The following is a 26279-nucleotide window of genomic DNA, read 5'->3' on the forward strand; positions in this document are numbered from 1 at the left end:
AGACGCGGACTCCTGTCGTAGCTCTGGCGGTTGACTGCGCTCGGCGCGTCCTGGCCGAAAGCCGGCCGTCACACACGCACGCATACGGCGCCTGTTAGAGCACCGCAGAGAAGCCTACGTCATGGCCTGCCCGTTGCCCAAACCGGGCGGCCTGTCGGCACGGCGCAGGTGAGGGTGGTCACCCGCGCCGTGCTCAGCGGCTCACGCCTTGCAGAGGGTCTGGACCTTCTCGCCCAGGCTCGAGAACTCCGGCCCGGTGACGATCGCCTGGATCTTGGCCTGGTCGGCACCCGCCGCGGCCACGTCCGCCAGGGCCTTGTTCAGCCCGGCCAGGTCCGCCTGCACGGCGGCCTTCAGCTCGGCGTCGGCGATCGTCTCGGCGTCCTTGCCGTACGCGGCCTGGAACGCCGGCAGCTCCTTGACCATGCCCTGGACGGCCTCGCCGGCGGTGGCCGGGTCCATCAGCTTCGGCAGCAGCGGCATGATCTTGGCCTTGAAGTCCGCGTCGGCCTTGGTCAGGTTCTCGCAGGCGGTCTTCTTGTCGACGCCGGCCGGCGTCGGCGAGGCGGCCGCGGACGGGGCGCCGCTGGCAGCGGGGGTGTCGACCGGGGTGTCGGCGCAGGCGGCGGCACCGAACAGCGCCACGCCCAGGGTTGCGGCAGCGAGAATGCGTCGCATCAGGGATTCCTTCGGGATAGCGGGGTGAAACGGACAGACATCACTGCCCTGCACGAGGTGAGTGCAACTTGCTCGGGCAGCATAGACAGCCCATACCCACCGACGCCCGGACGATACCGGACAGCCGGGAAGTATGAACCGGGGTCAGGAGGTGGGGCAGAGCTTCTCCAGGGCCTCGCCGGCTGCGGTCAGATCCGCGCTGAACAGGATCTCCTGCATCTTCGACGGGTCCTGGGACAGCTTCTGCGGGTCGGCCAGCACGGCCTGCGCGGAGTCCAGCGCCTTGATCAGGTCGGCCAGCGCCTTCTTGAGCGCCGGGTCGGCCGCCTTCTCCGACTGGGTCTTGAGCGTGGTCGAGAACGCCACGTAGTCCTTGGACAGGTCGTCCAGGAAGGCTTTGGCCTTGGCCGGGTCGCTGAGCGCCTCGCCGGCCTTCTGCGCCTTGGAGATGATCGTCATGGTGAAGGTGCTGGCCGCCTGCACTGACGCCGCGCACACAGCCTTGTTGTCGGTGGTGCCGGTGCCGGTGCCGGTGCCCGCCGAGCCACTGGCGCTGGGCGCCGCGCTGGGGTCGGCGGCGGCGGACGCGGAGGCGGCGGTGGAGGCAGAGGGTTGCGCGTCGACCACCGGGCTGTCGGCACAGCCGGCGGCCGCGGCCAGGGACAGGCTCAGGGTGACGGCGAGCAGGACGCGTCGCATGGTGGCGTTTCCTCCGAAACGGGGGCCGGACAGCAAGCTGCCCGGGGTCGTGGCAACGTACCCCGGGCAGCTTACGCAGTCCGTGCGACGGCGCATCTTTTCCGCGCCCCGCCGTATCAATTCGTTACGGGCGGGTGCGCCGCCGGCCGCCCCGCCGCGTACGGCGCCGCGTCGGCACGTCAGCAGCCTCGTCGGGGCCGTCGGCGTCACCGCCGTCGCCCTCGTCGTCGGCCGCCTCGTAGCGGGACAGGTCGTAGCCCGCCGTGTCGTAATAGTCGGCCTCGGTCGCCCGCGGCTTGGGCTCGGGCGCCGCCGGAGCCGCCTTGACCTGCGCCGGAGCCACCTGCTGGACCGGCGCCGGGGCGGCGGCCCTTCGGTCGGATACCGGCTCCGTGTGAATGATCACACCACGGCCCTTGCAGTGCTCGCACGGCTCGCTGAACGCCTCCAGCAGCCCCGCGCCGATGCGCTTGCGCGTCATCTGCACCAGGCCCAGCGAGGTGATCTCGGTGACCTGGTGCTTGGTCCGGTCCCGGCCCAGGCACTCGGTCAGCCGCCGCAGCACCAGCTCGCGGTTGCTCTCCAGCACCATGTCGATGAAGTCGATGACCACGATGCCGCCCAGGTCGCGCAGGCGCAGCTGCCGCACGATCTCCTCGGCCGCCTCCAGGTTGTTGCGGGTGACCGTCTCCTCCAGGTTGCCGCCCGCACCGGTGTACTTGCCGGTGTTGACGTCGACCACCGTCATCGCCTCGGTGCGGTCGATGACCAGGTGGCCGCCCGAGGGCAGGAACACCTTGCGGTCCAGGCCCTTGAGGATCTGCTCGTCGATGCGGTACGTGGCGAACACGTCCGCGACGCCGGTGTGCCGGTGCACCCGGTCCACCAGATCGGGTGACACGTGGTGCAGGTAGGACTGGACGGTCTCGTAGGCGTTGTCGCCCTGGACCACCAGCTCCTTGAAGTCCTCGTTGAACAGGTCGCGGACCACCCGGACCACCAGGTCGGGCTCGCCGTACAGCAGCGCCGGGGCGCCGCCGTCGGCCGCGCGGGCCTGGATGTCCTCCCACTGACCCTGCAGGCGCTTGACGTCGCGGGCCAGGTCCTCCTCGGAGGCGCCCTCGGCGGCGGTGCGCACGATCACGCCCGCGCCCTCGGGCACCAGCTTCTTGAGGATGTCGCGCAGCCGCTTGCGCTCCACATCGGACAGCTTGCGGCTGATGCCCGACGCGTTGCCGTTGGGCACGAACACGAGGTGGCGGCCGGACAGCGCGACGTGGCTGCTCAGGCGGGCGCCCTTGTGACCCAGCGGGTCCTTGGTGACCTGCACCAGCACCGAGTCGCCCGAGCGCAGCGCCTGCTCGATGGAGCGCGAGCGCCCCTCCAGCCCGGCGGCGTCCCAGTTGACCTCACCGGCGTACAGCACGGCGTTGCGGCCGCGGCCGAGGTCGACGAAGGCGGCCTCCATGCTCGGCAGCACGTTCTGCACCTTGCCGAGGTAGACGTTGCCGACCATCGTCGCGGCCGAGGCGCGGGTGACGTAGTGCTCGACGAGCACGCCGTCCTCCATCACCGCGATCTGGGTGCGGTCGGGGTTCTCCCGGATCACCATGACCCGGTCGACCGCCTCACGGCGGGCCAGGAACTCCGACTCGGTCAGGATCGCCGGCCGGGTCCGGCGCTGCTCGCGCCCGTCACGGCGGCGCTGGCGCTTGGCCTCCAGCCGGGTCGAGCCCGACACGCCCTGCACCTCGTCGCTGACGGCGCGCGGCTCACGGATGCGTACGACGGTGTGCACGCCGTCCTCGGCGCCGTCCTCAGCGTCGCCCGCGCCCTTGCGGCGGCGGCGACGGCGGCGGCGCGTCAGCGGCTCCTCGTCGTCGTCGGCCTCGGCGTCGGCCTCGACCGGCTCGCCGGCCTCATCGTCGGACGCCTCGTCGTTGGTGCCCTTGCCGCGGCCACGGCCGCGACGGCCCCGGCGGCGGCGGCTGCGGCCGTTCTCGTCGAGCTCGGAGTCGTCCTCGTCGAGCTCGGCGCCGGCTTCCTCCTCCTCGGCCTCCACCGCGGCGGCCGGCTCGGCCTCCTCGGTCCGGCCACGGCGCGAACGGCGGCGACGGCGGCCCGACTCCGCGGGCTCGGCCTCGTCCTCGGCGCGGCTCTCGGCCTCGGCACGCGGCTGCTCGGCACGCGGCTGCTCAGCGCGAGGCTGCTCAGCACGGGGCTGCTCGGCACGGACCGGCGGCGCGGCGGCCTCCGGAGCCATGAAGAGCACCGAGATGGCCTTGCGCTTGGGCGCGGGCTCCTCGGCCGGTGCGGCCTCGGCAGCCGGGGCCTCCTCGGCCTCGAGCTCCTCGGCCAGCTCCGCGGCATCCTGTTCGGCCGCGGGCACCGAGAGGGCGGGTGTGGGCAGCACTATCGGAGCTTCTGCCTCAATTGCAGCAGACTCGCCGGAGATGTCGGGTTCCGCCACCTTCTTACGGCGGCGGGCGGCCTTCTTGACCGGGGCGACCGCCTCGGTCTCCTCCTCCTGCGGCTCCTCGGCCGCGGCGGTGGCGCGCTTGCGGGTGCGACGGCGCACCGTCGCCTCGGCCGGCGCCTGCGCGGAGTCGTCGGCGGCCGACGTCCCGTCAGAGGCGTCGGCGCTGACGGCACCGCTGTCGTCGCGCTGTGGCGCCGTGCTGTGCGGGGGTTCCCCGCCGTGCTGTGCCTCGTCGGCGCTGTCAGGCCGATCTGCGGGCTCGTGGTCGAGCATCCGGCTGTTCTCCAGTTCTGGCGTTCCCGGGCGCGTAGACGAACGCAGCCACTCAGGAACACCGGTGTTTTCCGTCGTTCCACCAGCCCGGGCGCCAGGTCAGGCACTGCGGGCCGGCTTTGCGCCGAAGTCTGCCGACAGCGTTAGCCAAGCCGGGCTAACGCTCGCCGATGGCGACGGGATCGCGGTCCGCGTCGAGCGGGTCCACGATCTCCCCCTGCGGGGTCAACGTGCCCTGTGCCAGCCGTGTCGCCCTGGCACTACGAAGTGTGTGGGGCGTCGACGGCTCCAGGTCGGCCACCACGCGCAGGCCAGACAGGACGTCATCGGGTCGAACGGAGGGAGTGACCTGCCGCACGACAAGGTCGAGTATCGCACACGGGGCGGTCTCGACCACGCCAGGTGGCCGGGTCTGTGACCGGACGGCCTCGATGTGCACCACGGCGTCCCTGGTGTCGAAGGTGCGCCGGCCCTGTTTGGTCATACGTTCGACCAGAATCTCACTCTGAGCGACGAATGCGGCCACCGCGTCGGCCAGCTGGTCGTCGCCGACTCCCGGAAGCTCCATCCGCCAGTGCGACGCGGTGATCCGGTCGGCCAGGCTTCCCGGCGCGGTCGCCTCGACCGCCTCCAGCACGTCCAGCCCCGGCGACAGCGCCGCGTCCAGCGCCTTGACCAGCTGGTCGGGCTCGATCCGCTCGCGCAGGCCGAGCTCCAGGTACTCCGCCTCCGAGGCCACCCCGGTCGGGGCGGCGCTGGCGTAGGAGATCTTCGGGTGCGGGGTGAACCCCTGCGAGTACGCGATCGGGACCCCGGCCCGCAGGATGGCCCGCTCGATGGCGCGGGCGAAGTCCCGGTGCGAGGTGAAGCGCAGCGGGCCGCGCTTGGCGTAGCGCAGCCGGACACGCTGGACGACCGGCGCCTGCCCGCCCTCGGGCTGGTTCTTGGGCTTGCCCACGTCAGGCTCCAGCGGGTACGCGCAGGCCGGTGTTGACCGGCGTGATGGGCAGCAGCTTGCGGCCGGTGGGGCCGATCTGGATGTTGGTGTCCATGGACGGGCAGACGCCGCAGTCGAAGCACGGGGTCCAGCGGCAGTCGTCCTGCTCGTACTCGGTCAGGGCGTCCTGCCAGTCCTGCCAGAGCCAGTCCTTGTCCAGGCCCGAGTCCAGGTGGTCCCAGGGCAGCACCTCGGACTGCTCGCGCTCGCGGGTGGTGAACCAGTCCAGGTCCACCCCGAGGCCGGGCAGCACCGCGGCGCAGGCGTCGACCCAGCGCCGGTACGAGAAGTGCTCGGTCCAGCCGTCGAAGCGCTGGCCCTGCTCCCACACCTCGCGGATGACCGCGCCGACGCGACGGTCGCCCCGGGCCAGCAGGCCCTCGATCAGCGACGGCTCGCCGTCGTGGTACCGGAAGCCGATGGCCCGGCCCAGCGACCGGTCGGAGTTGATCTCCTGCTTGAGCGCGCGCAGCCGCCCGTCGATCACCTCGGGGCGCTCCATGGCGGCCCACTGGAACGGGGTGTGCGGCTTGGGCACGAACCCGCCGATCGACACGGTGCAGCGGATGTCCTTGGAGCCGGTGGCCTGGCGCCCCGACTTGATCACCTCGTGCGCCAGGCGCGCGATCTGCAGCACGTCCTCGTCGGTCTCGGTGGGCAGGCCGCACATGAAGTAGAGCTTCACCTGCCGCCAGCCGTTGCTGTACGCGGTGACAACGGTGCGGATGAGGTCCTCCTCCGTCACCATCTTGTTGATCACCTTGCGGATGCGCTCGGAGCCGCCCTCGGGCGCGAACGTCAGGCCGGTGCGCCGGCCGTTGCGCGACAGCTCCTGCGCCAGGTCGATGTTGAACGCGTCCACGCGGGTGCTGGGCAGCGACAGCGACACGTTGGTGCCGTCGTACTGGTCGGCCAGGCCCTTGCAGATGTCGCCGATCTCGGAGTGGTCAGCGGAGGACAGCGACAGCAGGCCGACCTCGTCGAAGCCGGAGAACTCCAGCCCCTCCTTCACCATCTGCCCCACGGTGGTGATCGAGCGCTCGCGCACCGGGCGGGTGATCATGCCGGCCTGGCAGAACCGGCAGCCGCGGGTGCAGCCCCGGAAGATCTCCACCGCGAACCGCTCGTGCACCGTCTCGGCCAGCGGCACCAGCGGCTTCTTCGGGTACGGCCACGCGTCCAGGTCCATCGTCGTGCGCTTGTGCACCCGGAACGGCACCCCGGCCCGGTTGGGCACCACGCGCTGGATGCGGCCGTCGGCCAGGTAGTCCACGTCGTAGAAGCGCGGCACGTACACCGACTCGGTCTTGGCCAGGCGCAGCAGCAGCTCGTCACGGCCGCCGGGGCAGCCCTCGCGCTTCCACGCGGCCACGATGTCGGTGATCTCCAGCACCGCCTCCTCGCCGTCGCCGAGCACGGCGGCGTCGATGAAGTCGGCGATGGGCTCCGGGTTGAACGCGGCGTGCCCGCCCGCGACCACGATCGGGTGCGAGTCGTCGCGGTCGGCCGCCAGCAGCGGGATCTGCGCCAGGCTCAGCTCGGTGAGCATGTTGGTGTAGCCCAGCTCGGTCGCGAAGGACAGGCCGAACAGGTCGAAGTCGCCCACGGCGCGGTGGGAGTCGACGGTGAACTGCGGCACCCCGTGCTCGCGCATCAGCTTCTCAAGGTCGGGCCAGACCGCGTACGTGCGCTCGGCGAGGGTGTCCTCGCGCTCGTTGAGCACCTCGTACAGGATCTGGACGCCCTGGTTGGGCAGGCCGACCTCGTAGGCGTCGGGGTAGGACAGCACCCAGCGCACGGTGGCCGACTCCCACGGTTTCACGACAGCGCCCAGCTCACCGCCGACGTACTGGATCGGCTTGCTGACCAACGGCAGCAGGAGCTCAAGCTGGGGAAAGACGGAGTCGCCACGCATGGGTATCAAGGGTACGCGCTCGCCCGGGGCCGACCGACCCCGGGCGATATCAAGCCGTTTATCCGGTTTATTCTTCGGCTGACTGCCGCTTGGGCGCGTACCGCGCGACGTACTCCTGACCCGTGAGCGACTGGATCGCCATCATCACGGTGTCGGTTATCTCACGTGCCGCGGTGCTCGCCGACTCGGCGTCGCGCCACGCACCCACCTCGATCGGCTTGCCGAACTTGATCGTGACGTCGCCGGCCCGCAGGTTCGGCAGCGCCTGGCCGATGGGCTGGACCCGCTCGGTGCCGATGGTGCCGACCGGGATGATCGGCACGTCGGCGGCGAGCGCCAGCCGCGCCGCACCGGTGCGCCCGCGGTAGAGGCGGCCGTCCGGCGACCGGGTGCCCTCCGGGTAGACGGCGACCAGGCCGCCCTCCTGGAGCACCGGGATCGCCGCGTCGAACGCGCTGAGCGCGGCCCGCCCGCCGGAGCGGTGCACCGGGATCGCACCCAGCCCGCCCATCAGGTTGCGGAAGAACATGCCGCTCAGGCCGGTCCCGATGAAGTAGTCCTCCTTGGCCCAGAAGGAGATGTGCCGCGACACCGCCGAGCCGAGGAAGAACTCGTCGGCGACGGACAGGTGGTTGCCTGCGAAGATGGCACCCCCCGTAGTGGGGATGTGCTCCTGCCCCTCGATCTTCGGCCGCCAGGCCAGTTTGACCGCGGGCGCCACAGTCCACAATCCGACCGTATAGAGCACCGGCACTTTCTGCCTCCATAGGGTATGAGCTTGCCGCCGGCCGATGAACTTACCTTGACGTCCTACCCTTCCTTCAGGAGGGGATTCCTGCCGGGCGGGTATGCCGCCCCTCGGTGGGTTCCTGCCTCACTGCGCGGTGCCGGAATCGCTCCCGGTCTTACCTGCGCTCCACAGGCGTTTAACCTCTCCGCCTCCCGCCGCGTCTCAGCGGCGAGTTTCCGTCCAGCGGCGAGAATGTTCTTCGCTGCGTTGAAGTCTCGATCATGGGTCGCCCCGCAGCTGCCACAGTTCCAGACCCGTACGCTAAGTGCCTTCGGGCCGTCATTGAGTCCACATGCTGAGCAAACCTGACTAGTTGGCTCAAAGCGTCCGATAACATAAACATGACGGCCGTATCGGGCAGCTTTAGACTCGAGCATCCTGCGGAAGCTCCCCCACGCCGCGTCATAGACCGACTTGGCCAGCCAGGTACGGGCGAGGCCGAGGACCGCCAGGTCTTCCAGGTAGATCGCTTGGTTCTCGCGAATCAGCCGGGTCGTCTCCTGATGCAGCCAGTCTCGCCGACTGTCCGCCACGCGCGCATGCACGCGCGCAAGCTTCACTCTCGCCTTAGCTCGGTTCTTGCTGCCCTTCTCCTTCCGAGCCAGGGCTCGGTACGCTCCCTTGAGGCGGCGCTCATGCCGCCGGAAGAATCGCGGGTTCTCGATGATCCGACCACGGGAGTCGACCGCGTACGCGGTCAGACCCAGATCGAGCCCGACCTCCTCGTCCACGACTGGCAGTTCCTCCGCTTGGACCTCTACGACGAAACTGGCGAAGTACCTGCCTGCCGAGTCCTTGACGACGGTGACCGATGACGGCTCGGCAGGCAGCTCCCTCGACCACCGAATTTCAAGATCACCCACTTTGGGCAGGCGGAGCCGGCCCGTGTCCAAGACCTTGAAGTTTGCATTTCGCGTGAACCGAATCGACTGCCTGGTGCCGCGCTTGGACCTGAGACGCGGTGGACCGACTCGGCGGCCCGCTCTCCGTCCCGACAGCGAACGGAAGAAGTTGCGGTAGGCCGTATTGAGATCGGCAAGCGCTTGCTGGAGAACAACGGCCGAGATCTCACCGAGCCATTGACGGTCCGGCAACTTCTTGGCCTGAGTCAACCAGCGGGAGAGCTCCGCATCCGTGACATAGGGTTCTCCGGCCAGCCTTGCCTGCTCACGTATGCGCAGCCCATCGTTGAAGACCACGCGAGCACATCCGAACGCCCGCGCCAGTGCCTGGCGCTGACCCGAGGTCGGGTAAAGCCGGAAGTTGTAGCGCAAGCGCACGAGAACATCATATTCGAGCGTTATGGGCGGCGATGAAGGTACGGGGCCGGTCCGATCAATCCGGCCCCGTACCTGCCTGCGGCGTTCAGCGTCGCGTCACACCCACGGTCACCTGCTCGCCATCGCCGACCTCCCCGGTGAAACCACCCTCGACCGCGCCAAAGGCGATCTCGTCGGCAAGCGTCTCTCCAGCGACGAACTCCCGGTGCGCGGTCACTGCCGCGACCACCTCGGGCGAGGCCGCCACGGTCACCGCGATCCGGTCGGTGATGTCCAGGTCCGCCTCGCGGCGGGCCTGCTGCACGGCCCGGACGACGTCGCGCGCCAGCCCCTCGGCGTGCAGCTCGGGCGTCACGGCGGTGTCGAGCACGACCACGCCCGCGTCCCCCGGCAGCGGGGCGGAGTGCTCGGCGTCGGCGGCGACGAGCTTCAGCTCGTACTCCCCCTCCTGGAGGGTGACCCCCGCGGCGACCGGGGCGCCGTCGACCAGCGACCACTCCCCCGCCTTCACCGCCTTGATCACCTGCTGCACCGAGCCGCCCACGCGCGGCCCGAGCACCCGCGGCACCACGTTGAGCACCTGCTCGCAGTGGCCGGTGAGGTCGTCGGACAGCACCACCTGCTTGACGTTGACCTCGTCGGCGACCAGGTCGGCGAAGTCGCGCAGCGACGACGCGTCCGGCGTGGCGACCGTGAGGGTCGCCAGCGGCAGCCGCACCCGCAGGCCCTTGGCCTTGCGCAGCGACAGCGCCGCCGAGCACACCTCGCGCACCCGGTCCATCGTCGCGACCAGCCCGTGGTCGGCGGGGAACAGTTCCGCCGACGGCCAGTCGGCCAGGTGCACCGAGCGCCCGCCGGTCAGCCCGCGCCAGATCTCCTCCGCGGTCAGCGGCGCCAGCGGCGCCACCACCCGGGCCACCGTCTCCAGCACCGTGTACAGCGTGTCGAAGGCGTCGGCGTCGGCCGCCCAGAACCGGTCCCGGCTGCGGCGCACGTACCAGTTGGTCAGCGCGTCCAGGTAGGACCGCACGCTCGCGCAGGCCGCCGACAGGTCGTAGGCGTCCAGCTGCGACTGCACCGTGGACACCAGCTCGCCGGTCTTGGCCAGGATGTAGCGGTCCAGCACGTTGGTCGAGTCGGTGCGGGTCCGCGCGGTATGGCCGCCGGCGTTGGCGTACAGGGTGAAGAAGTAGTACACGTTCCACAGCGGCAGCAGCACCTGGCGCACCGCGTCACGGATGCCCGACTCGTTCACGGCCATGTCGCCGCCGCGCAGCACCGGGGAGCTCATCAGCATCCAGCGCATCGCGTCGGCACCGTAGCGGTCGAACATCTCGTAGACGTCGGGGTAGTTGCGCAGGCTCTTGGACATCTTGCGGCCGTCGGAGCCCTGGAGGATGCCGTGGCTGACGCAGCTGCGGAACGCCGGCCGGTCGAACAGCGCCGTGGCCAGCACGTGCATGGTGTAGAACCAGCCGCGGGTCTGCCCGATGTACTCGACGATGAAGTCGCCCGGGTAGTGGTTCTCGAACCACTCGGTGTTCTCGAACGGGTAGTGCACCTGGGCGAACGGCATCGAGCCGGACTCGAACCAGCAGTCCAGCACCTCCGGCACCCGGCGCATGGTCGCCCGGCCCGTCGGGTCGTCCGGGTTCGGCCGGGTCAGCTCGTCGACGTACGGGCGGTGCAGGTCGGTGACCTTGACCCCGAAGTCCTCCTCCAGCTGCGCCAGCGAGCCGTACACGTCCACGCGCGGGTAGGCCGCGTCGTCGGAGACCCACACCGGGATCGGCGAGCCCCAGAACCGGTTGCGGCTGATCGACCAGTCACGGGCGTTGGCCAGCCACTTGCCGAACGAGCCGTCCTTGACGTGCTCCGGGGTCCAGCTGATCTGCTGGTTGAGCTCGACCATCCGGTCCCGGAACGCGGTCACCTTCACGAACCAGCTCGACACCGCCTTGTAGACCAGCGGGGTGTCGCAGCGCCAGCAGTGCGGGTACGAGTGCGTGTAGGTCTCGTGCCGCAGCACCATGCCGCGGTCCTTCAGCTCGCGGATGACCGCCTTGTTCGTCTCGAACACCTGCTGGCCCTCGTACGGCGGCACCAGCGCCGTGAAGCGCGCCCGCTCGTCGACGGTCACCACGGTCGGGATCCCGGCCGCCAGGCAGGTGTTCTGGTCGTCCTCACCGAACGCCGGGGCCAGGTGCACCACCCCGGTGCCGTCCTCGACCGTGACGAACTCCGCGCCCAGCACCTGGAACGCGTTGTCGCCCGCGTGGTTCACCAGGAACGGGAACAGCGGCGCGTACTTGCGCCCGACCAGGTCCGCACCCTTGACGGTGCCGGTCCGCTCGTAGCCCTCCAGCTCCTTGGCGTAGTAGTCCAGCCGTGCCGCGCCCAGGACCAGCTTCTCGCCGTCCTTCTCCATGACCGCGTAGTCGATGTCCGGGCCGACGGCCAGCGCCAGGTTGCTCGGCAGCGTCCACGGCGTGGTGGTCCACACCGCGACCTTCTCACCGGTCTCCAGCTGGAACTTCACCGCCAGGGTGGGGTCCTGCCGGTCCTTGTAGACGTCGTCCATCCGGGTCTCGGTGTTCGACAGCGGCGTCTCGCAGCGCCAGCAGTACGCCAGCACCCGGAAGCCCTCGTAGACCAGCCCCTTGTCGTACAGGGTCTTGAAGGCCCACATGACCGATTCCATGTAGTCCAGGTCGAGGGTCTTGTAGTCGTTGGCGAAGTCCACCCAGCGCGCCTGGCGGGTGACGTAGCGCTCCCACTCGCTGGTGTAGCGCAGCACCGAGGTCCGGCAGGCCTCGTTGAATGGGGCCACACCCATGTCGAGGATCTCGGCCTTGGTGGTGATGCCGAGCTGCTTCTCCGCCTCCACCTCGGCGGGCATGCCGTGGGTGTCCCAGCCGAACCGGCGCTCCACCCGCTTGCCGCGCATCGTCTGGTAACGCGGCACCACGTCCTTGACGTAGCCGGTCAGCAGGTGGCCGTAGTGCGGCAGGCCGTTGGCGAACGGCGGGCCGTCGTAGAAGACGAACTCGTTCGACCCCTTCACCCCGGCGTCGCGCTGCTCCACGCTCGCCGCGAAGGTCTTGTCGGCGGCCCAGAACTCCAGGACGCGCCGCTCCAGGGCGGGCAGGTCGGGGCTGGCGGACACGCCGTCGGCGGCGGCCTCGTGCAGTGGGTAGGCCATCGCGGGCTCCTCGTCACACTCGTCACTGATACGTACTCAGTGCGAGGACGAGCCTTGTGGGCCCGCGGTACCACCTCGCTTGCCCGTGCCAGGGTGCGCACGGGCCGCTCGTTCGGCTGTGACGGGCCGTACCCGTCCGGTTCTACTGGGCCCCGGTCACCCGGGTCCGTTCTTCCGGAGGCTCACCGGTGATAGCCGGGTCGATGCCTGTGCGTCCAGATTACCGCCGCCCCGGCCCGACCGGTCTACCGGGTTTCGGCACTGCGACATGCGCGCCTGACTCCGCGGCTTGATCGGCGTCAGGCGCGTCGCCGCTCGCGCTCGATCTCCCGGTACGGCTCCCGCATCGGCTTGCGGACCGCGTCCACCGAGGCCAGGTGCGCGTCCTTCGCCACCCCGTCGATCAGGTACACCCGCGTCCGGGCGTTGCCGAGCGGCCGCACCAGTCCGTGCTTGACCAGCGCCTGCACATCCCGGATCGCCTGATCCCGGGTGAGCTCCTCGTCACCCTGGTACGTGGTCCGCCGCAGCTCGCCCAGCGCGGCCGCATACAGCGCCGACACCGTCCGCTCCGGCAGCCCGCGCTCGGCCGCCACCCGCTCCAGCTCCCGCCACAGCCGCTCCGAGTAGTCGACCCGCCGTTGCACCAGTTGCGCCTGCTTGTGGTGCGCGGTGAGCGCGAACCGCAGCCACGGCCGGGCGTCCCGCTCCGGCTGGAACGAGCCGCCCTGGGTCTCCTGGAGCGCCTGGTAGTACTGCACCGTGTGGACCTGGTCGCCGAGCCACTGCTCGATGGAGGAGAACTCGGGCGCCAGGACCCCGTCGCGCGCCAGGACCAGCGTGTGCAGGCACCGCCCCATCCGCCCGTTGCCGTCCCGCCACGGATGGATGCAGACCAGGTTGAGGTGAGCCATCGCCCCTCGCACCAGCGCGGGCTGGTCGAGATCTCCGTCGTTGAGCCACTCCACCAGTTCCCGCATAAGTTCCGGCACCACGTCGGCATCCGGCCCGGTGTAGGCGGGTTCCAGCGGGTCGTTACTCGTCACGTAGATACCGCCGGCCCGGTATCGGCCCGGCCACTTCGGCAGGTTGTATTTGAGAATCATGAAATGCAGGCTCGCCAGCAGCATCTCGCCGTAGGAGAAGTTCGCCATCAGCGGTGTCTGCTGCACGAAGGTCATGGCGTCGCGGTAGCCCAGGATCGCCAGCTGGGTCTGCTCGTCGACATCAGCCGACAGCGTCTGCCCTTCCACTGCGGCTCGCGCGTCGGACATGCTGACCGTGATCTGCTCGATCGTGTTGGAGCCCTGCACCGCCGCAGCGAACAACTCGCGCCGCAGCTGACCCGTCCACCGAGGATGAGCACGAACGTGCAGCTGGAGGTCGCGGCGCATCTGCTCGATCTCGCCGAGCACACGCAGGTCGTCGTCGTCTAGCTTCGGCGTCTGAAGCAGCATCGCTCCATGCTACTACTCCTGTCGCATGTTCGCACGGAGCCGACCTGGGCGCATGAGTCTGTTAAATCCTTGTTCCGGCCGTGCCTGAAGTGCACCGGATCACCCGTCGCGGGAATCCGACATCCTGCCCCACATTCCACTGTGTACGGCACTCCGCCAGCGCGTACGTGAGTGACCTGAATCGCATCACAGGTGGGCTGACCGTTCGGTGAGCGTGGATGCTACCCAACGGTCTAGTGACCTCACCGGCCCGAACGGCCATCATGTCCGGTGTTCGCATCCGATGCCATCGCAGCGCGTGCGGACACATAGGACACAACGAGAGGCACGAAGTGTCAGACTCCGACTACACCACCCCCGAAGAGCCGGCTTCGACGCCGAAGCCCGCCGACGACGGCGCGGCCGACTCCAAGGCGTCCGACGCCAAGGCCGCCGCCCCCGCCGGCGCCGCCCCCAGCGCTGCGCAGAAGGACGACGACAACAACGGCGGCCGCAAGCGCTGGCTGCTGCTGCTCCTCCTGCTCCTGCTCATCCTGCTCCTGCTGCTGTGCGGCGGTTTCGCGTACATGAAGTGGTGGAAGAAGAGCGACGGCCCGACCCCGGGCACCTCGCCTTCGGCTGTCACGGCCACCACCGCAGCGGCCAGCCCGTCGCCGGCCGCGCCGTCGCCGAGCCCGTCCGCCGCCCCGTCGCCGAGCCCGAGCCCGGCCGCCCCGGTGCTGATCGCCGTGCCGAACGTGGTCGGCAAGTCGGCCACCGACGCCGAGAAGATCCTGGCGACCGCGGGCTTCACCAACGTCAAGTTCGTCGGCGACGACGGCAAGGAGCTGACCCTGCTGGTCAGCTGGAAGGTCACCAAGCAGTCGGTGAAGGCCGGCGACAAGGTCTCCGGTGACACCGAGATCGTGCTGACCTGCACCTCGGTCAGCAACGGCAAGGGCTGACCTTCGCCCACGCACGCGTTTTCGGCCGCCACCGGGCACCCCGGTGGCGGCCGGATCCGTTTCCGCCTTAAGGTTCGAGGTCAGCGCGGGGAGACCAGCGCGCGCAGGGTGCGGGCCTCGGCGACCAGGCGGCTGGACCCGGGCCGGGCCGCGACCTCGGTCAGCGCCGCAGGCACCTGGCGCACCCCGACCGCGGCGGCGCAGCGGTGCGCCAGCGCCATCAGGTCCGCCGTGCCGGGCCGCGCCTTGGGTTCCGCCACCAGCGGCGGCAGCGCCGCAGCGACGATCTCCCACACCGCCTGGCACGCCCCGGCCTGAGTCGCCTCGGCCAGCGCCGCCGCGACCCGGTTGGGTTTCACCATCCCGGCCGCACCCAGCCGCCCGATCTCGGCCCCGACCACCGTGAAGTCCACTGCTCCCGTGGCCGCGAACCCGAGCAGGCCGTCGACCGCCGCGACCCGGTCGGCGACGGCGCGGGAGCCGAGCGTGTACGCCAGCGCCAGGTGCACCGACGGACCGGCCGGTCCGTCGCACTCGGCCAGCAGCGGCAGCAGCAGCGCGCCGCCCTCCGCGTCCTGGTCGGCCAGGGACGCCAGACCGTGCACCGCCCAGGCCGCCACCACCTCCGGGTGCGAAGGCAGCGCCGACGTCCACAGCTGCGGATCGGTCACCGGCTCCGATCGCCAGGTCGTCAGCTCGTAGCGGTACACCTGGAACAGCTCGCGCACCACCGGGGCGACCCCGTCCGGCGGCGCCAGCGCCACCGTCCGGCGCAGCTGCGGCACCTGGTGCCAGGCGGGCACGTGCGGCCCGGCGACCTCGTCGCGGACCACGGTCACCGGGTCCGGGGTCGGCATGCTGATCCACTGTGCGAAGCGGACGCCCGCCGGGGAGGTGAGGGCGGCGGCGGCCGCGACGACCTGCGGCGCCACCGTACGCGGCAGGCGCAGCAGCGCCTGGTCGAGGTCGATGCGCCACGGCTGCCAGCCCTCGCGCTCGGCGCGGGTGAGCCGTTCCAGCAGCACCTCGGGTGCGATCGCGCCGTTGGCGTGGGTCGGCGTGGCCGTCAGCAGCGGCACCGGGCGGCGGATCAGCTGGGCGGAGATCTCGGCCAGCCGCACCGCGTACATCCGGGCCGGCGAACCGCTGCTCCCGCGCAGCAGCCGCAGCGGCATGCCCTGGACCGCCTCCTCCGAGCGGAACACGTTGAGCATCTCGCGCCAGCGCTCGCTGCGCCCCCGGGCCAGCACCGCGCTGAGCAGCGCCTCATGCAGCTGCTCGGCGAACCCGGGCCACCAGGCGCGGGCGCTGTCCAGCTGCGGGCCGATGGCCCGGATGAGCGCGTCGTGGTCCCGGCTGCGCCAGGCCACCAGCCCGGCGAGGAACCGCTCGACGGTGGCCATGGACCGGTCCCCGGCCGTGATCGCGGCCAGGTCCTCGGCCACCTCGTACACCGAACCCGGCGCCAGGTCGATCGGGGCCGGGACCGGCGCGGGCAGCGCGACCGGCGGCGGCGCGGCGGTGTCCGGGCCGCCGTCGAGCAGCGCCAGCAGCTGCGCCGCGAGCTCGGGCCGGGCCCTGGCCGCCCGCCGCAGCCACACCGTCTGGGCCTTGACCAAGCCTTTCTCCGGCCGGGCCAGCGCCGTGGCGCAGATCTCCACCAGGGTGTACGGGTCCAGCAGCCCCGCCTCGTCGGCCGCCCGCAGCATCCGCTGGGCCAGCCCCGCCAGCGGCGAGCTGCCGGTCTCCAGCAGCCGCCGGTAGTCGGCGACCGCCTCGGCTGCCTCAGCGCCGGTCGGCGCCAGCTCCTCGTGCATCCGGGTGTACGGCCGCAGCTCGGTCGGCCTGCCCCCGCGCAGCAGCCGCGCCCGGCACCCGTCGAGCAGCGCCGCCCGCACCCCGGCGTCGTCGGCGGCCAGCCGGATCAGCGCGGGCAGGAACCCCGAGCCCTGGTACGTGTAGTCGAGCCGCCCGCCCAGCCGGTCGTGGGCGAACAACTGCGGCACCAGCTCCCGCGTGAACGGGCTGCCCCGCAGCGCCCCGTCGGCGTCGGCCTGCCCGCGTACGTGGTCGATCCACCCGCCGACGAACCCTTCGGCCGCCGGGACCGCGCAGCCGCTCTCCCGCACCAGTTCGGCCACCAGCACCCAGTCGCCGCGCGGGCCTGACGTCTCGTCCGCCGGCAGCCGCTCGGCCAGCACGTGTGCCAGCTCGCCCTGCCAAGGGACCTCGCGCAGCCGCAGCAGCTCCAGCACCGGCTGCGGCGACAGTGAGTTCATCATCCAGCGCAGCTCGCCCTGGCGTAGCGCGGCGGCGGCCTTCTTCGCTGTCGAGGCTGTCGCCGCGATCGCGGCGGCGCGGACCCCGGCTCGCTGCTGGAAGTGCTCCCAGGTCGCCGGATGCTCCCGCAGATATGCGGCGACCTGGTTGAACGCGGCCCGGCGCTCCTGTTCCCCGGTCGCCCGGGCCCAGTCCAGGACCCCGGGACACGATCCGTCGACCAGCGCCTGCCGCAGTCTCGGCCAGCCCTGCGCGCTCATCGCGGCACCGCCGCGTCCAGGCGCAGGCGGGTGGCGAGCTGGTGCCGGCACGGCCCCCGGCTGCCCCGGTGCCGTCCCCACCACACGCAGGTGCATCCGGCCGGAACCCCGTGCTCCAGCCGCACCTGGTAGACCCCCTCGTTGCCGCGCACGTGGGCCACCCCGTCGCCAAAGGTGACCGCACCGGCATCCAGCAGCGCCTTCGCCCCGGACAGCCGCGGATTCAGCTTCTCGGCCGCGTCGGTGCCGTACGGCATCACCCGGTGGAAGTAGGTCGCCTCGGACACGTCGTAGCCGACCCGACCGGCGGTGCCCAGCAGCGCCAGCGCCGCCCGGACCCGTTCGGCGGGCAGGCCCGTGGCCACGGCCAGGGCGTCGGCGTCGAGCGTGGGCACCGTGCCCAGCAGCTCGCCGATCTGGTCGGCGGCGTCGGCGAGGTCGTCGGCGGCCAGCGCCGACAGCACCGCGCCCTCGCCGGAGAACCCGCGGTAAGGCTCCGGGGACAGGGTCAGCGACATCCGGAGGGTGGGCGTGGTCAGCTCCCACACCGAAGCGAGCGCGGGGCTGCCGGGGCGGGCGGCGGGGCCGTACACGGTGAGGGTCTGCGCGTGCCGGGCCAGACCGCGCAGCGCGGCCAGCCGCTGGGCCCCGGCCAGGCACACCGCGCCGGGCACGGGGCGCGCGGTCAGGCGCAGTGACCGGCCGGCGGGCACCACCCACAGCACCGACCGCTCGCGCGGCAGCCGCTGCAGGAAAGCGGCCGCCTCCGCGCCCGGCACGACCGCGCGCGGCTCCATGCCCGAGGTCATCGCGTGCACCTGCGCGAAGCCGCGCAGCCAGCGGCCTGGCAGCGGCACCTTGCGCTCCACCAGGGCACCGTCCATGGTGGACACGGTCAGGTCGTGGGGGCCGACGGCCAGGTGCAGCGGGTCGCCGCCGCCGACGCGGGCCAGCGCCACCTGTAGCGGGGCGTTGACGTCGACGTTGGTGGTGCCGTGCTCGGGCCGTTCACCGTCCAGGCCGGACGGCAGCACGTCCATCCGCGCGTACACCCCGCAGCAGCCGCTGAACGACTCGAACCGCAGCATGTCCTCGCTGCCGGTGACCACCGGGTCCAGGATCGCGGCGCGGTCGGCGGGCTGGAAGTAGCGGGCCCGCGCCACCTCCGCCACGGCCAGCAGGCCCTGGGCGACGGTGTGCGGGGTAGTCATGAACCCCTGGAAGAAACGCGGGTTGGCGCTGGGTCCGCCGGAGGTGCTCAGGCCGAGGCCGTCCGGGGTCAGCGCCGAGGCACCGCGGTACGCGTAGGCGGCTGTCGGCATGGCGGCCACCGTAGGCGCAGGTTACGACAGTTCGGGGAACCAGAGCTTGATCTCGCGCTCGGCCGACTCGGTCGAGTCGGAGGCGTGCACGAGGTTCTCCCGGTTGGACAGCGACAGGTCGCCGCGGATGGTGCCCGCGGCCGCGGCCCGGCCGTCGGTCGCGCCGACCAGGGCACGGATCACGGCGATCGCCTGGTCGCCGGAGACGATCGCGACGACCAGCGGACCGGAGGTCATGAACGTCTTGAGCGGCGGGTAGAACGCCTTCTCCACGTGCTCGGCGTAGTGCGCGTCGGCCAGGTCGTCGTCCATGGTCCGCAGCACGAGGGCGTCGAGGGTCAGGCCCTTGCGCTCGAACCGCGTCACGATCTCGCCCACCAGGCCACGGCGTACGGCATCAGGCTTGATCAGCACGAGCGAACGTTCCGACACAGATCCTCCTCGAACGCGACACATGGTCCGACCTGCGGCGATGCGAGGTCGGTTCACCAGCCTACCCGGCTGCACTTTCCTCGATCGACGGACCCGCCTATGGTGGCCATGAGGACACAGCGTCGCCGTACGACGGCGCGCTGTGGGGGACCACTCGCACTGCCCAGCGCCACTTGGATAGGGGAGGCCGAGCTTGGCACGGTTGGGGCGCAAACCGGTCCGGCCGGGCCGGGTGACCATCGCGGTCTGCCTGGGCGCGCTGGGCCTGTTCGTCATCTCGATGTCGGCCGGCATGGGCAGCTGGCCGCTGGGTGCCGTCGGCGCGGCGATGCTGGTCATCGCGGTCGCCCTGCTCACCACCGCGTCCATGCGCGGCACCGACAAGGCGTTCGTGGCGGGCACGATCCACGTGGTCAAGGTCTCCGAACCGCCGCACGCCGAGTTCGGCCGCTGCGAGATGCAGGTGCTGCTGGACGCGCCGGGACACCCGGGCCAGACGGTCAACATGATCGATCCGAGGGTCCAGGTGCTCAAGTGGCCCGACGTCGGTGACACGCTGCCGGTGCTGGTCGCGGTCGGCGACGCCCGGCGCATCAAGATCCAGTGGGACCGCGTGGGTACGCACGGCGAGCGCTACGCCGCCGACCTGGGCGCCACCTACGTCGAGGGCGACCCGCACGCCTTCCCCGACGGGAACGGCTACGAGGAGCAGCACTACGTCGACCCGCACCACATCGACGACGACTACGACCCGTACGACGCCTACTACGACTTCGCCGGCAACGGCGACGAGGCATACACCGGCTACCGCGACGACGACCCGGTCGACCTCGACGCGGTGCCCGTCTCAGCCGTGCCCGTCGAGGCGGTGCCGGTGTCCGCGGTGCCGGTCGACGCCGACCGCGCGCGCCCCGAGCCGCCGCGCCCGCCCACCCCGGCCGCCCCGATCGACGGCACCCTGGAGCCGCTGTCGCGGCGCCCCAGCCCGCACCACCGGCGCGAGGCGGCCACGGCGGTGCTGGAGGGCGAGCTGATCGGCGACGTGCCCGCGCAGCGCCAGCCCCCGCTGGACGACATCAGCGCCCTCGACTTCTCCGCCGTCCCCGAACCGGACGGGCCGTCGGCGCCCCCGCCGGCCGAGCCGGTCGCACCCGCGCCCCCGCCGGCTGCCGCACCGGTCGCCGACACCGGGGTCGACGACCTGCTGATCGCGTCACCCCAGGCCCGGCCTGCGGTCGCCAGCTCCATCCACGGCGTCGGGATCACGCTGATCGTCGGCGACCTGGAACGCTCCCGCGCCTTCTACCACGACCTGCTCGGCTTCTACGAGGTCGACGGCGGCGCGGGCAGCCTGGTGCTCGCCTCCGGTGAGACCCGGATCGTGCTGCGCAAGGCCAACGACCCCAGCCCGGTCAACCGCCGCCTGGTGCACCTCAACCTGGAGGTCAGCGACGTGGTCGCGGTCTACGAGGAGCTGAAGGTGCGCGGCGTGAAGTTCGGCTTCGCCCCGCGCGTGGTCAACCAGGGCGAGCGGCTGGAGCTGTGGGCCGCCTCGTTCAAGGACCCCGACGGCCACGGCATCGGCATCATCGAGTGGAAGGCCAAAGCGGCCTGACCGGACCGGTCCGGCCGCTGCGCCCGGGACCGCTCAGCCCGGCATCGTTCAGCCCAGGATCGTGCGGCGGGTGTGCAGCACGTACACCCAGACCAGCCCGAACACCACGCCGACCGCGGCGAAGGCCCAGTGCTGGAACCCCAGCGCGATCAGGCCCACCTGGAACAGCGAGCCCAGCCACCAGCCCCACCGGTGCCCCAGCGTCCCGGTGATCAGCACGGCGGCCAGCACCGCGCCCAGCACCAGCGCCATGCTCATGCTGCTGCCCGACGGCGAGCCGAGCACCCGGATCGGCAGCAGCGCCAGCAGCAGCACCAGCGCCTCCATCACCAGCAGGCCCGCGCCCAGTCCGCGCACCGCCTTCGACGGGTTGCGCAGCCCGCTGGGCTTGCCGCCCAGGGTGAGGTTCACGTCCCGCTCCGGCGCCTCGCCGGGCGTGTGCCCGGCCGGGCCCTCCGGCCCGGCCCCCGCCGCCGCCTCGCTCGGCCTGGTCATCGCCTACCCCCGTTCCGTGTCACCGGCGCAGCAGCCGCCGCGCGTCGGCGACGGTCACCACCGAGCCGGTGATCAGCACCCCGACCCCGCTGATACCCGCGTCGACGTCCTGCTCGGCCAGCGCCACCGCCGCCTCGATCGCGTCGGGCAGCTCGTCGTACACGTGCACCCGGTCCTCGCCGAAGAACTCCTCGGCCAGCTCGCCCAGCTCCTCGGCGGGCATGGCCCGGGGCGAGGAGTTGCGGGTGCACACGATCTCGTCGGCGACCGGCTCCAGCAGCTCCAGCACGCCCGGCACGTCCTTGTCGCCGAGCATGCCGACCACGACGACCAGGCGCCGGAACGAGAACTCCTCGCCCAGCGCGGCGACCGTGGCGGCCATGCCGTGCGGGTTGTGGGCGGCGTCCACCAGCACGGTCGGGGCATTGCGCACCCGTTCCAGGCGGCCGGGTGACGACGTCGTGGCGAAGCCCTCGCGGACCAGTTCCGCTTCGAGCTGCCGGCTCTTGCCCGCGCCCAGGAACGCCTCGACCGCGGCGAGCGCGACGGCGGCGTTCTGCGCCTGGTGGGCGCCGTGCAGGGGCAGGAAGATCTCGTCGTACACCCCGCCGAGTCCCTGGAGCCGCAGCACCTGCCCGCCCAGGGCCATGTTGCGCTCCAGCACCCCGAACTCGCTGCCCTCGCGGGCGATGGTCGCCCCGACCTCGGCGCAGCGGTCCAGGATCGGCTCCATCGCCTCCTCCGGCTGCGCGGCGCAGATGAGGGTCGAGCCCTCGTGCACGATGCCCGACTTGGCCAGCGCGATGTCCTCGATCGTGTCGCCGAGCCACTCGGTGTGGTCCAGCCCGATCGGGGTGATCACGGTGACCCCGGCGTGCAGCACGTTGGTCGCGTCCTCGGCCCCGCCGAGGCCCACCTCGACCACGGCCACGTCCACCGGCGCGTCGGCGAACGTCGCGAACGCCAGCGCCGTGGTCATGTCGAAGTAGGTCAGCGGCTCGTCGCTGCGCGCGTCCAGCAGCTCCGCGACCGGCCCGACCTCCTGGTACACCGCCGTGAAGCGCTCCTCGTCGACCGGCTCGCCGTCCAGGCTGATCCGCTCGCGGACCGTCTCCAGGTGCGGGCTGGTGTACCGGCCGGTGTGCAGCCCGTGCACGCGCAGCAGGCTGTCGATCATCCGGGCGGTGGAGGTCTTGCCGTTGGTGCCGGTGAGGTGGATCGACGGGTACGCCCGCTGCGGGCTGCCGAGCACGTCCAGCAGCTCCTCGATCCGCCCCAGGTCGAACACCATCCGGGTGAAGCCGCGCTGGTTCAGCGCGGCTTCCACCTCGGCGTACGTCGGTTCGTGCGCGCCCTCGCGGCCGGATGAGCTCACAGGAGTCACCCTAGCGTCGCCAGGGCCGCGTCGATGCGGGTCAGGTCGGCTTCGGCTGTGGCGAGCCGCTCCCGCAGCTTGGTGACCACCTGCTCGGGCGCCTTGGCGAGGAAGCCCTCGTTGCCCAGCTTGCCGGTCGCCTGCGCGATCTCCTTCTCCGCGGCGGCCCGGTCCTTGGTCAGGCGGGCGCGCTCGGCGGCCACGTCGATGCTGCCCCGGGTGTCCAGCGCCACCGTGACGCCGCCCGCGACCGCGACCGTGCCCGTGGCGGTGAACCCGTCACCGGGCTCCTCCAGCCGGGCCAGGAAGCGGATCAGCGGCTCGTGCGCGGCCACACCCGCCCCGACCAGCCCGTCCAGGCTCGCCGCGACCCGCTGCCCCGGCTTGAGGCCCTGGTCGGCCCGGAAGCGGCGCACCTCGGTGACGACCCGCTGGAGCGTCTCCAGCTCGGCCTCGGCCGCGTCGTCGATCAGCGCCGGGTCGGCCGACGGCCACGCCGCCACCATGATCGACGCGTCGCCCTCGACGCCGTGCAGCGCGCACCACAGCTCGTCGGTGACGAACGGGATGACCGGGTGCAGCAGCTTCAGCAGCTGGTCCAGCACGTGCCCGAGCACCCGCCTGGTCCGGTCCGCCGCGTCCGCATCGGCGCCGGTCAGCACCGGCTTGGCCAGCTCGACATACCAGTCGCAGACGTCGTCCCAGGCGAAGTGGAACAGGCTGTCGCAGACCTTCGCGAACTCGTACCCCTCGAAGTACTCGTCGACCTCGGTGATCGTGTGCTGGAGCCGCGACAGGATCCACCGGTCGATCGTCGACAGCTCGGTCGGCAGCGGGCCCTCGGTGTGGGCACCGTTGAGCAGCGCGAACCGGGTCGCGTTCCAGAGCTTGTTGCAGAAGTTGCGCGAGCCCTGGCACCACTCCTCCGACACCGGCACGTCCGAGCCGGGGTTGGCGCCGCGGGCCAGCGTGAACCGGGTCGCGTCGGCACCGAACCGGTCGATCCAGTCCAGCGGGTCGACCACGTTGCCGAAGGACTTGCTCATCTTCTTGCCGAACTGGTCGCGCACCATGCCGTGCAGGGCGACGACGTCGAACGGCTGCTTACCGTCCATGGCGTACAGGCCGAACATCATCATCCGGGCGACCCAGAAGAACAGGATGTCGTAGCCGGTGACCAGGACGCTGGTCGGGTAGAACTTCGCCAGATCTGCGGTCTGCTCCGGCCAGCCCAGCGTCGAGAACGGCCACAGCGCCGACGAGAACCACGTGTCGAGCACGTCCTCGTCCTGGCGCCAGCCGTCCCCGGCGGGCACCTGGTCGTCGGGGCCGACGCAGACGACCTCACCGGCCGGGCCGTACCAGACCGGGATGCGGTGGCCCCACCACAGCTGGCGCGAGATGCACCAGTCGTGCATGTTGTCGACCCAGGCGAAGTAGCGCTTGCTCAGCTCGGCCGGCTCGACGCGCACCCGGCCGTCGCGCACCGCGTCCCCGGCCGCCTTCGCCAGCGGGCCGGTGCTGACGAACCACTGCAACGACAGCCGCGGCTCCACCGTCGTCTTGCACCGGGAGCAGTGCCCCACCGCGTGCAGGTACGGCCGCTTCTCGGCCACGATCAGGCCCAGCTCGCGCAGCGCCGCCACCACCGCCGGACGTGCCTCGTACCGGTCCAGCCCCTCGAACGGGCCGTGCACCGTGATGATCGCCCGCTCGTCCATCATCGTGATCGAGGGCAGGTTGTGCCGCTGCCCGATCTCGAAGTCGTTCGGGTCGTGCGCCGGGGTCACCTTCACGCAGCCGGTGCCGAACGCCGGATCCACGTGCGCGTCGCCCACGATCGGGATGCGGCGGCCCGTCAGCGGCAGTTCGACCTCGGTGCCGATCAGGTGCTTGTACCGCTCGTCGTCGGGGTGCACCGCCACCGCGGTGTCGCCCAGCATCGTCTCGGCCCGCGTCGTGGCGACCACGATGTCGTCGCTGTACCGGATCGACACGAGCTCGCCCTCGTCGTCGCTGTGCTCCACCTCGATGTCGCTCAGCGCGGTCAGGCAGCGCGGGCACCAGTTGATGATGCGCTCGGCGCGGTAGATCAGGCCGTCGTCGTACAGCCGCTTGAAGATGGTCTGCACGGCCCGCGACAGGCCCTCGTCCATGGTGAAGCGCTCACGCGACCAGTCCACCGAGTCGCCCAGGCGCCGCATCTGGCCCAGGATCGCGCCGCCGGACTCCGCCTTCCACTGCCACACCTTCTCCACGAAGGCCTCGCGGCCCAGGTCGTGACGCGACAGACCCTCGGCGGCCAGGCGGCGCTCCACCACGTTCTGGGTGGCGATGCCCGCGTGGTCCATGCCCGGCAGCCACAGCGCCTCGAAGCCCTGCATCCGCTTGCGGCGGATCAGCGAGTCCTGAATGGTGTGATCGAGCGCGTGGCCGACGTGCAGCGACCCGGTCACGTTCGGCGGCGGGATGACGATGGCGAACGGCGGCTTGTCGCTCTTGGCGTCGGCGTCGAAGTGCCCGGCCGATACCCACTGCTCGTACCGCCGCTGCTCTACGTCGCCGGGCGTGTAGGCGGCGGCCAGTTCGACAGGCTGGGATGCGCGCGCGTCGCGCGTCGGCTGGGTTTCGGTCACGCGCCAAGTCTACGAAGCTGCTCACCGTCCACCGCTGGCAGGCCGTCGCTTGCTAGGCTCCGCGAGTCGGCGAGAGGTGGTCAGCAATGTCAGACGAGCCCACGGTACGTCCCGAAGACGGCCCTGGCAGCGGCGGTTCCACCGCCCAGAGCGCCGACGGCATCCCCGCGTACGCCCGTCCCGCCGTGCGCCTGCTGCCCGGCGCGATGACCGACGAACCCGACGACGACGCACCCGTCCCGGGCCGCCGCCGCAAGGCCATGCTCATCACCATCGGCGCCCTCGGTGTCGCCGCGCTGCTGTCGGCCGTGTTCGTCGGCCCCACCGCCTGGCGGGTGGTCCAGCAGAAGGACTCCACCCTCACCATGCCCGACCGCATCGGCGACCTCACCCGCGACGACAGCGACGCCGCCAAGGACACCGCGGGGTACCTGATGACGGCGCTGGCCGCCGACATCGACCTGGACCGCACCGCCAGCGCCATCTACAGCGACCCGGCCGGCGGCCCGTCCAAGAGCATCATGGTCTTCGGCGGTGGCGCCACGCTGCTTCGCCCCGAACGCGAGTTCGACACCGTCCTCAAGCTCATGGAGGACGAGACCGGCGGCGTCACCGCCCTGCAGTCGATCGACCCCGGCGAACTGGGCGGCGTGGTCAAGTGCGGCTCCGCCGACAGCACCGACGGGCAGCTCGCCGTATGCGGCTGGGCCGACAACGGCAGCATCGCCCTGGCCCTGTTCCCCAACCGCACCCCCGCCGAAGCCACCCCTCTCATCCTCCAGATCCGCACCACCACCCTCCACCGCTAACCCCACCCGGTGGCCAAACCCGGCCCGGGCTGGTCAGGTCGACGGGGTGGCACTGGTGATCGCTGTTGTCGGTCGTCGCGTGGCCTGTCGCGTGGGGCTCTATGACCGGAAACGGCGATCGTCGGATCCGCCTTCGCGTGGCTGAGGTTGTCCGGCGACGGCGGGCTCGACCGCAGCTGGCGGCGGGCCCTGCGGGTCGCGGGTCGGGGCGGGCGGCCCACCGATGGTCGCGGCCACGGTCGCGGTGCTGGGGTGGTGATCGCTGTTTGCGGTCGTGGTCTGGCCTGTCGCGTGGCTCTGTGACCGGAAGTGGCAATCTTCGCGGGTTCGCGACCGGTGTC

At 71.4% G+C, this 26279-nt stretch carries 18 protein-coding genes; 3 read left to right on the forward strand and 15 right to left on the reverse strand.

Annotated elements, in window-relative coordinates:
• Positions 1-201 precede the first annotated feature (201 nt).
• The 9 genes from Cs7R123_RS13640 to Cs7R123_RS13680 form a co-directional block, all read right to left on the reverse strand.
• On the reverse strand, positions 202-678 hold the full coding sequence (locus Cs7R123_RS13640; RefSeq protein WP_212826606.1) for a hypothetical protein: 477 nt from the start codon (positions 676-678) through the stop codon (positions 202-204).
• Positions 679-822: 144 nt separating this feature from the next.
• Positions 823-1377 carry a hypothetical protein gene (locus tag Cs7R123_RS13645; protein ID WP_212826608.1) on the reverse strand — a complete coding sequence of 185 codons (555 nt, stop codon included), beginning with the start codon at positions 1375-1377 and terminating at the stop codon, positions 823-825.
• 124 nt (positions 1378-1501) lie between these two features.
• Positions 1502-4129 carry an Rne/Rng family ribonuclease gene (locus Cs7R123_RS13650; RefSeq protein ID WP_212826610.1) on the reverse strand — a complete coding sequence of 876 codons (2628 nt, stop codon included), beginning with the start codon at positions 4127-4129 and terminating at the stop codon, positions 1502-1504.
• Between the two features lie 157 nt (positions 4130-4286).
• Positions 4287-5027, reverse strand: coding sequence for a TIGR03936 family radical SAM-associated protein (locus tag Cs7R123_RS13655; RefSeq protein WP_212829148.1), 741 nt, complete (start codon positions 5025-5027; stop codon positions 4287-4289).
• 61 nt (positions 5028-5088) lie between these two features.
• Positions 5089-7041, reverse strand: coding sequence for a TIGR03960 family B12-binding radical SAM protein (locus Cs7R123_RS13660; protein ID WP_212826612.1), 1953 nt, complete (start codon positions 7039-7041; stop codon positions 5089-5091).
• Positions 7042-7108: 67 nt separating this feature from the next.
• Entirely contained in the window at positions 7109-7795 is a 687-nt protein-coding gene (locus Cs7R123_RS13665; RefSeq protein ID WP_212826613.1) for a 1-acyl-sn-glycerol-3-phosphate acyltransferase, read from the reverse strand.
• 56 nt (positions 7796-7851) lie between these two features.
• Complete coding sequence (locus tag Cs7R123_RS13670) at positions 7852-9111, reverse strand: RNA-guided endonuclease TnpB family protein (RefSeq protein WP_212826615.1); 1260 nt, start codon at positions 9109-9111, stop codon at positions 7852-7854.
• A gap of 85 nt (positions 9112-9196) precedes the next feature.
• On the reverse strand, positions 9197-12313 hold the full coding sequence (gene ileS / locus Cs7R123_RS13675; RefSeq protein WP_212826617.1) for an isoleucine--tRNA ligase: 3117 nt from the start codon (positions 12311-12313) through the stop codon (positions 9197-9199).
• Positions 12314-12612: 299 nt separating this feature from the next.
• Entirely contained in the window at positions 12613-13770 is a 1158-nt protein-coding gene (locus tag Cs7R123_RS13680; protein ID WP_212826619.1) for a Fic family protein, read from the reverse strand.
• Positions 13771-14102: 332 nt separating this feature from the next.
• On the opposite strand from Cs7R123_RS13680, the gene Cs7R123_RS13685 reads away from it, so the two are divergent.
• Positions 14103-14714, forward strand: a complete 612-nt coding sequence (locus Cs7R123_RS13685) for a PASTA domain-containing protein (RefSeq protein WP_212826621.1) — start codon at positions 14103-14105, stop codon at positions 14712-14714.
• Positions 14715-14794: 80 nt separating this feature from the next.
• Here the strand turns inward: Cs7R123_RS13685 and Cs7R123_RS13690 are convergent, their stop codons facing one another.
• From Cs7R123_RS13690 to ndk, 3 genes are read right to left on the reverse strand one after another with little or no spacing between them, the layout of a single operon-like run.
• Complete coding sequence (locus tag Cs7R123_RS13690) at positions 14795-17254, reverse strand: DUF6493 family protein (protein WP_212826623.1); 2460 nt, start codon at positions 17252-17254, stop codon at positions 14795-14797.
• Entirely contained in the window at positions 17251-18576 is a 1326-nt protein-coding gene (locus Cs7R123_RS13695) for an SWIM zinc finger family protein (RefSeq protein WP_212826625.1), read from the reverse strand. The genes Cs7R123_RS13690 and Cs7R123_RS13695 overlap by 4 nt, the downstream gene beginning before the upstream one ends.
• Before the next feature lie 21 nt (positions 18577-18597).
• On the reverse strand, positions 18598-19032 hold the full coding sequence (gene ndk / locus Cs7R123_RS13700) for a nucleoside-diphosphate kinase (RefSeq protein WP_212826627.1): 435 nt from the start codon (positions 19030-19032) through the stop codon (positions 18598-18600).
• A 169-nt stretch (positions 19033-19201) separates the two neighbouring features.
• Between ndk and Cs7R123_RS13705 the strand changes: the two genes are divergently transcribed.
• On the forward strand, positions 19202-20623 hold the full coding sequence (locus Cs7R123_RS13705; protein ID WP_212826629.1) for a VOC family protein: 1422 nt from the start codon (positions 19202-19204) through the stop codon (positions 20621-20623).
• 48 nt (positions 20624-20671) lie between these two features.
• Here Cs7R123_RS13705 and Cs7R123_RS13710 read toward each other — a convergent pair whose 3' ends face one another.
• From Cs7R123_RS13710 to Cs7R123_RS13720, 3 genes are all read right to left on the reverse strand, one after another.
• Positions 20672-21118: a DUF4233 domain-containing protein gene (locus Cs7R123_RS13710; RefSeq protein WP_212826630.1), complete on the reverse strand. Its 447-nt coding sequence runs from the start codon at positions 21116-21118 to the stop codon at positions 20672-20674.
• 19 nt (positions 21119-21137) lie between these two features.
• Positions 21138-22409, reverse strand: a complete 1272-nt coding sequence (locus tag Cs7R123_RS13715; RefSeq protein ID WP_212829149.1) for a folylpolyglutamate synthase/dihydrofolate synthase family protein — start codon at positions 22407-22409, stop codon at positions 21138-21140.
• Between the two features lie 89 nt (positions 22410-22498).
• Complete coding sequence (locus Cs7R123_RS13720) at positions 22499-25129, reverse strand: valine--tRNA ligase (protein ID WP_374706942.1); 2631 nt, start codon at positions 25127-25129, stop codon at positions 22499-22501.
• A gap of 86 nt (positions 25130-25215) precedes the next feature.
• On the opposite strand from Cs7R123_RS13720, the gene Cs7R123_RS13725 reads away from it, so the two are divergent.
• A complete protein-coding gene (locus Cs7R123_RS13725; RefSeq protein ID WP_212826632.1) occupies positions 25216-25938 on the forward strand; it encodes a hypothetical protein in 723 nt (240 codons plus the stop codon).
• Positions 25939-26279 lie beyond the last annotated feature (341 nt).

This window comes from Catellatospora sp. TT07R-123, from assembly GCF_018327705.1.
Lineage (GTDB): Bacteria > Actinomycetota > Actinomycetes > Mycobacteriales > Micromonosporaceae > Catellatospora.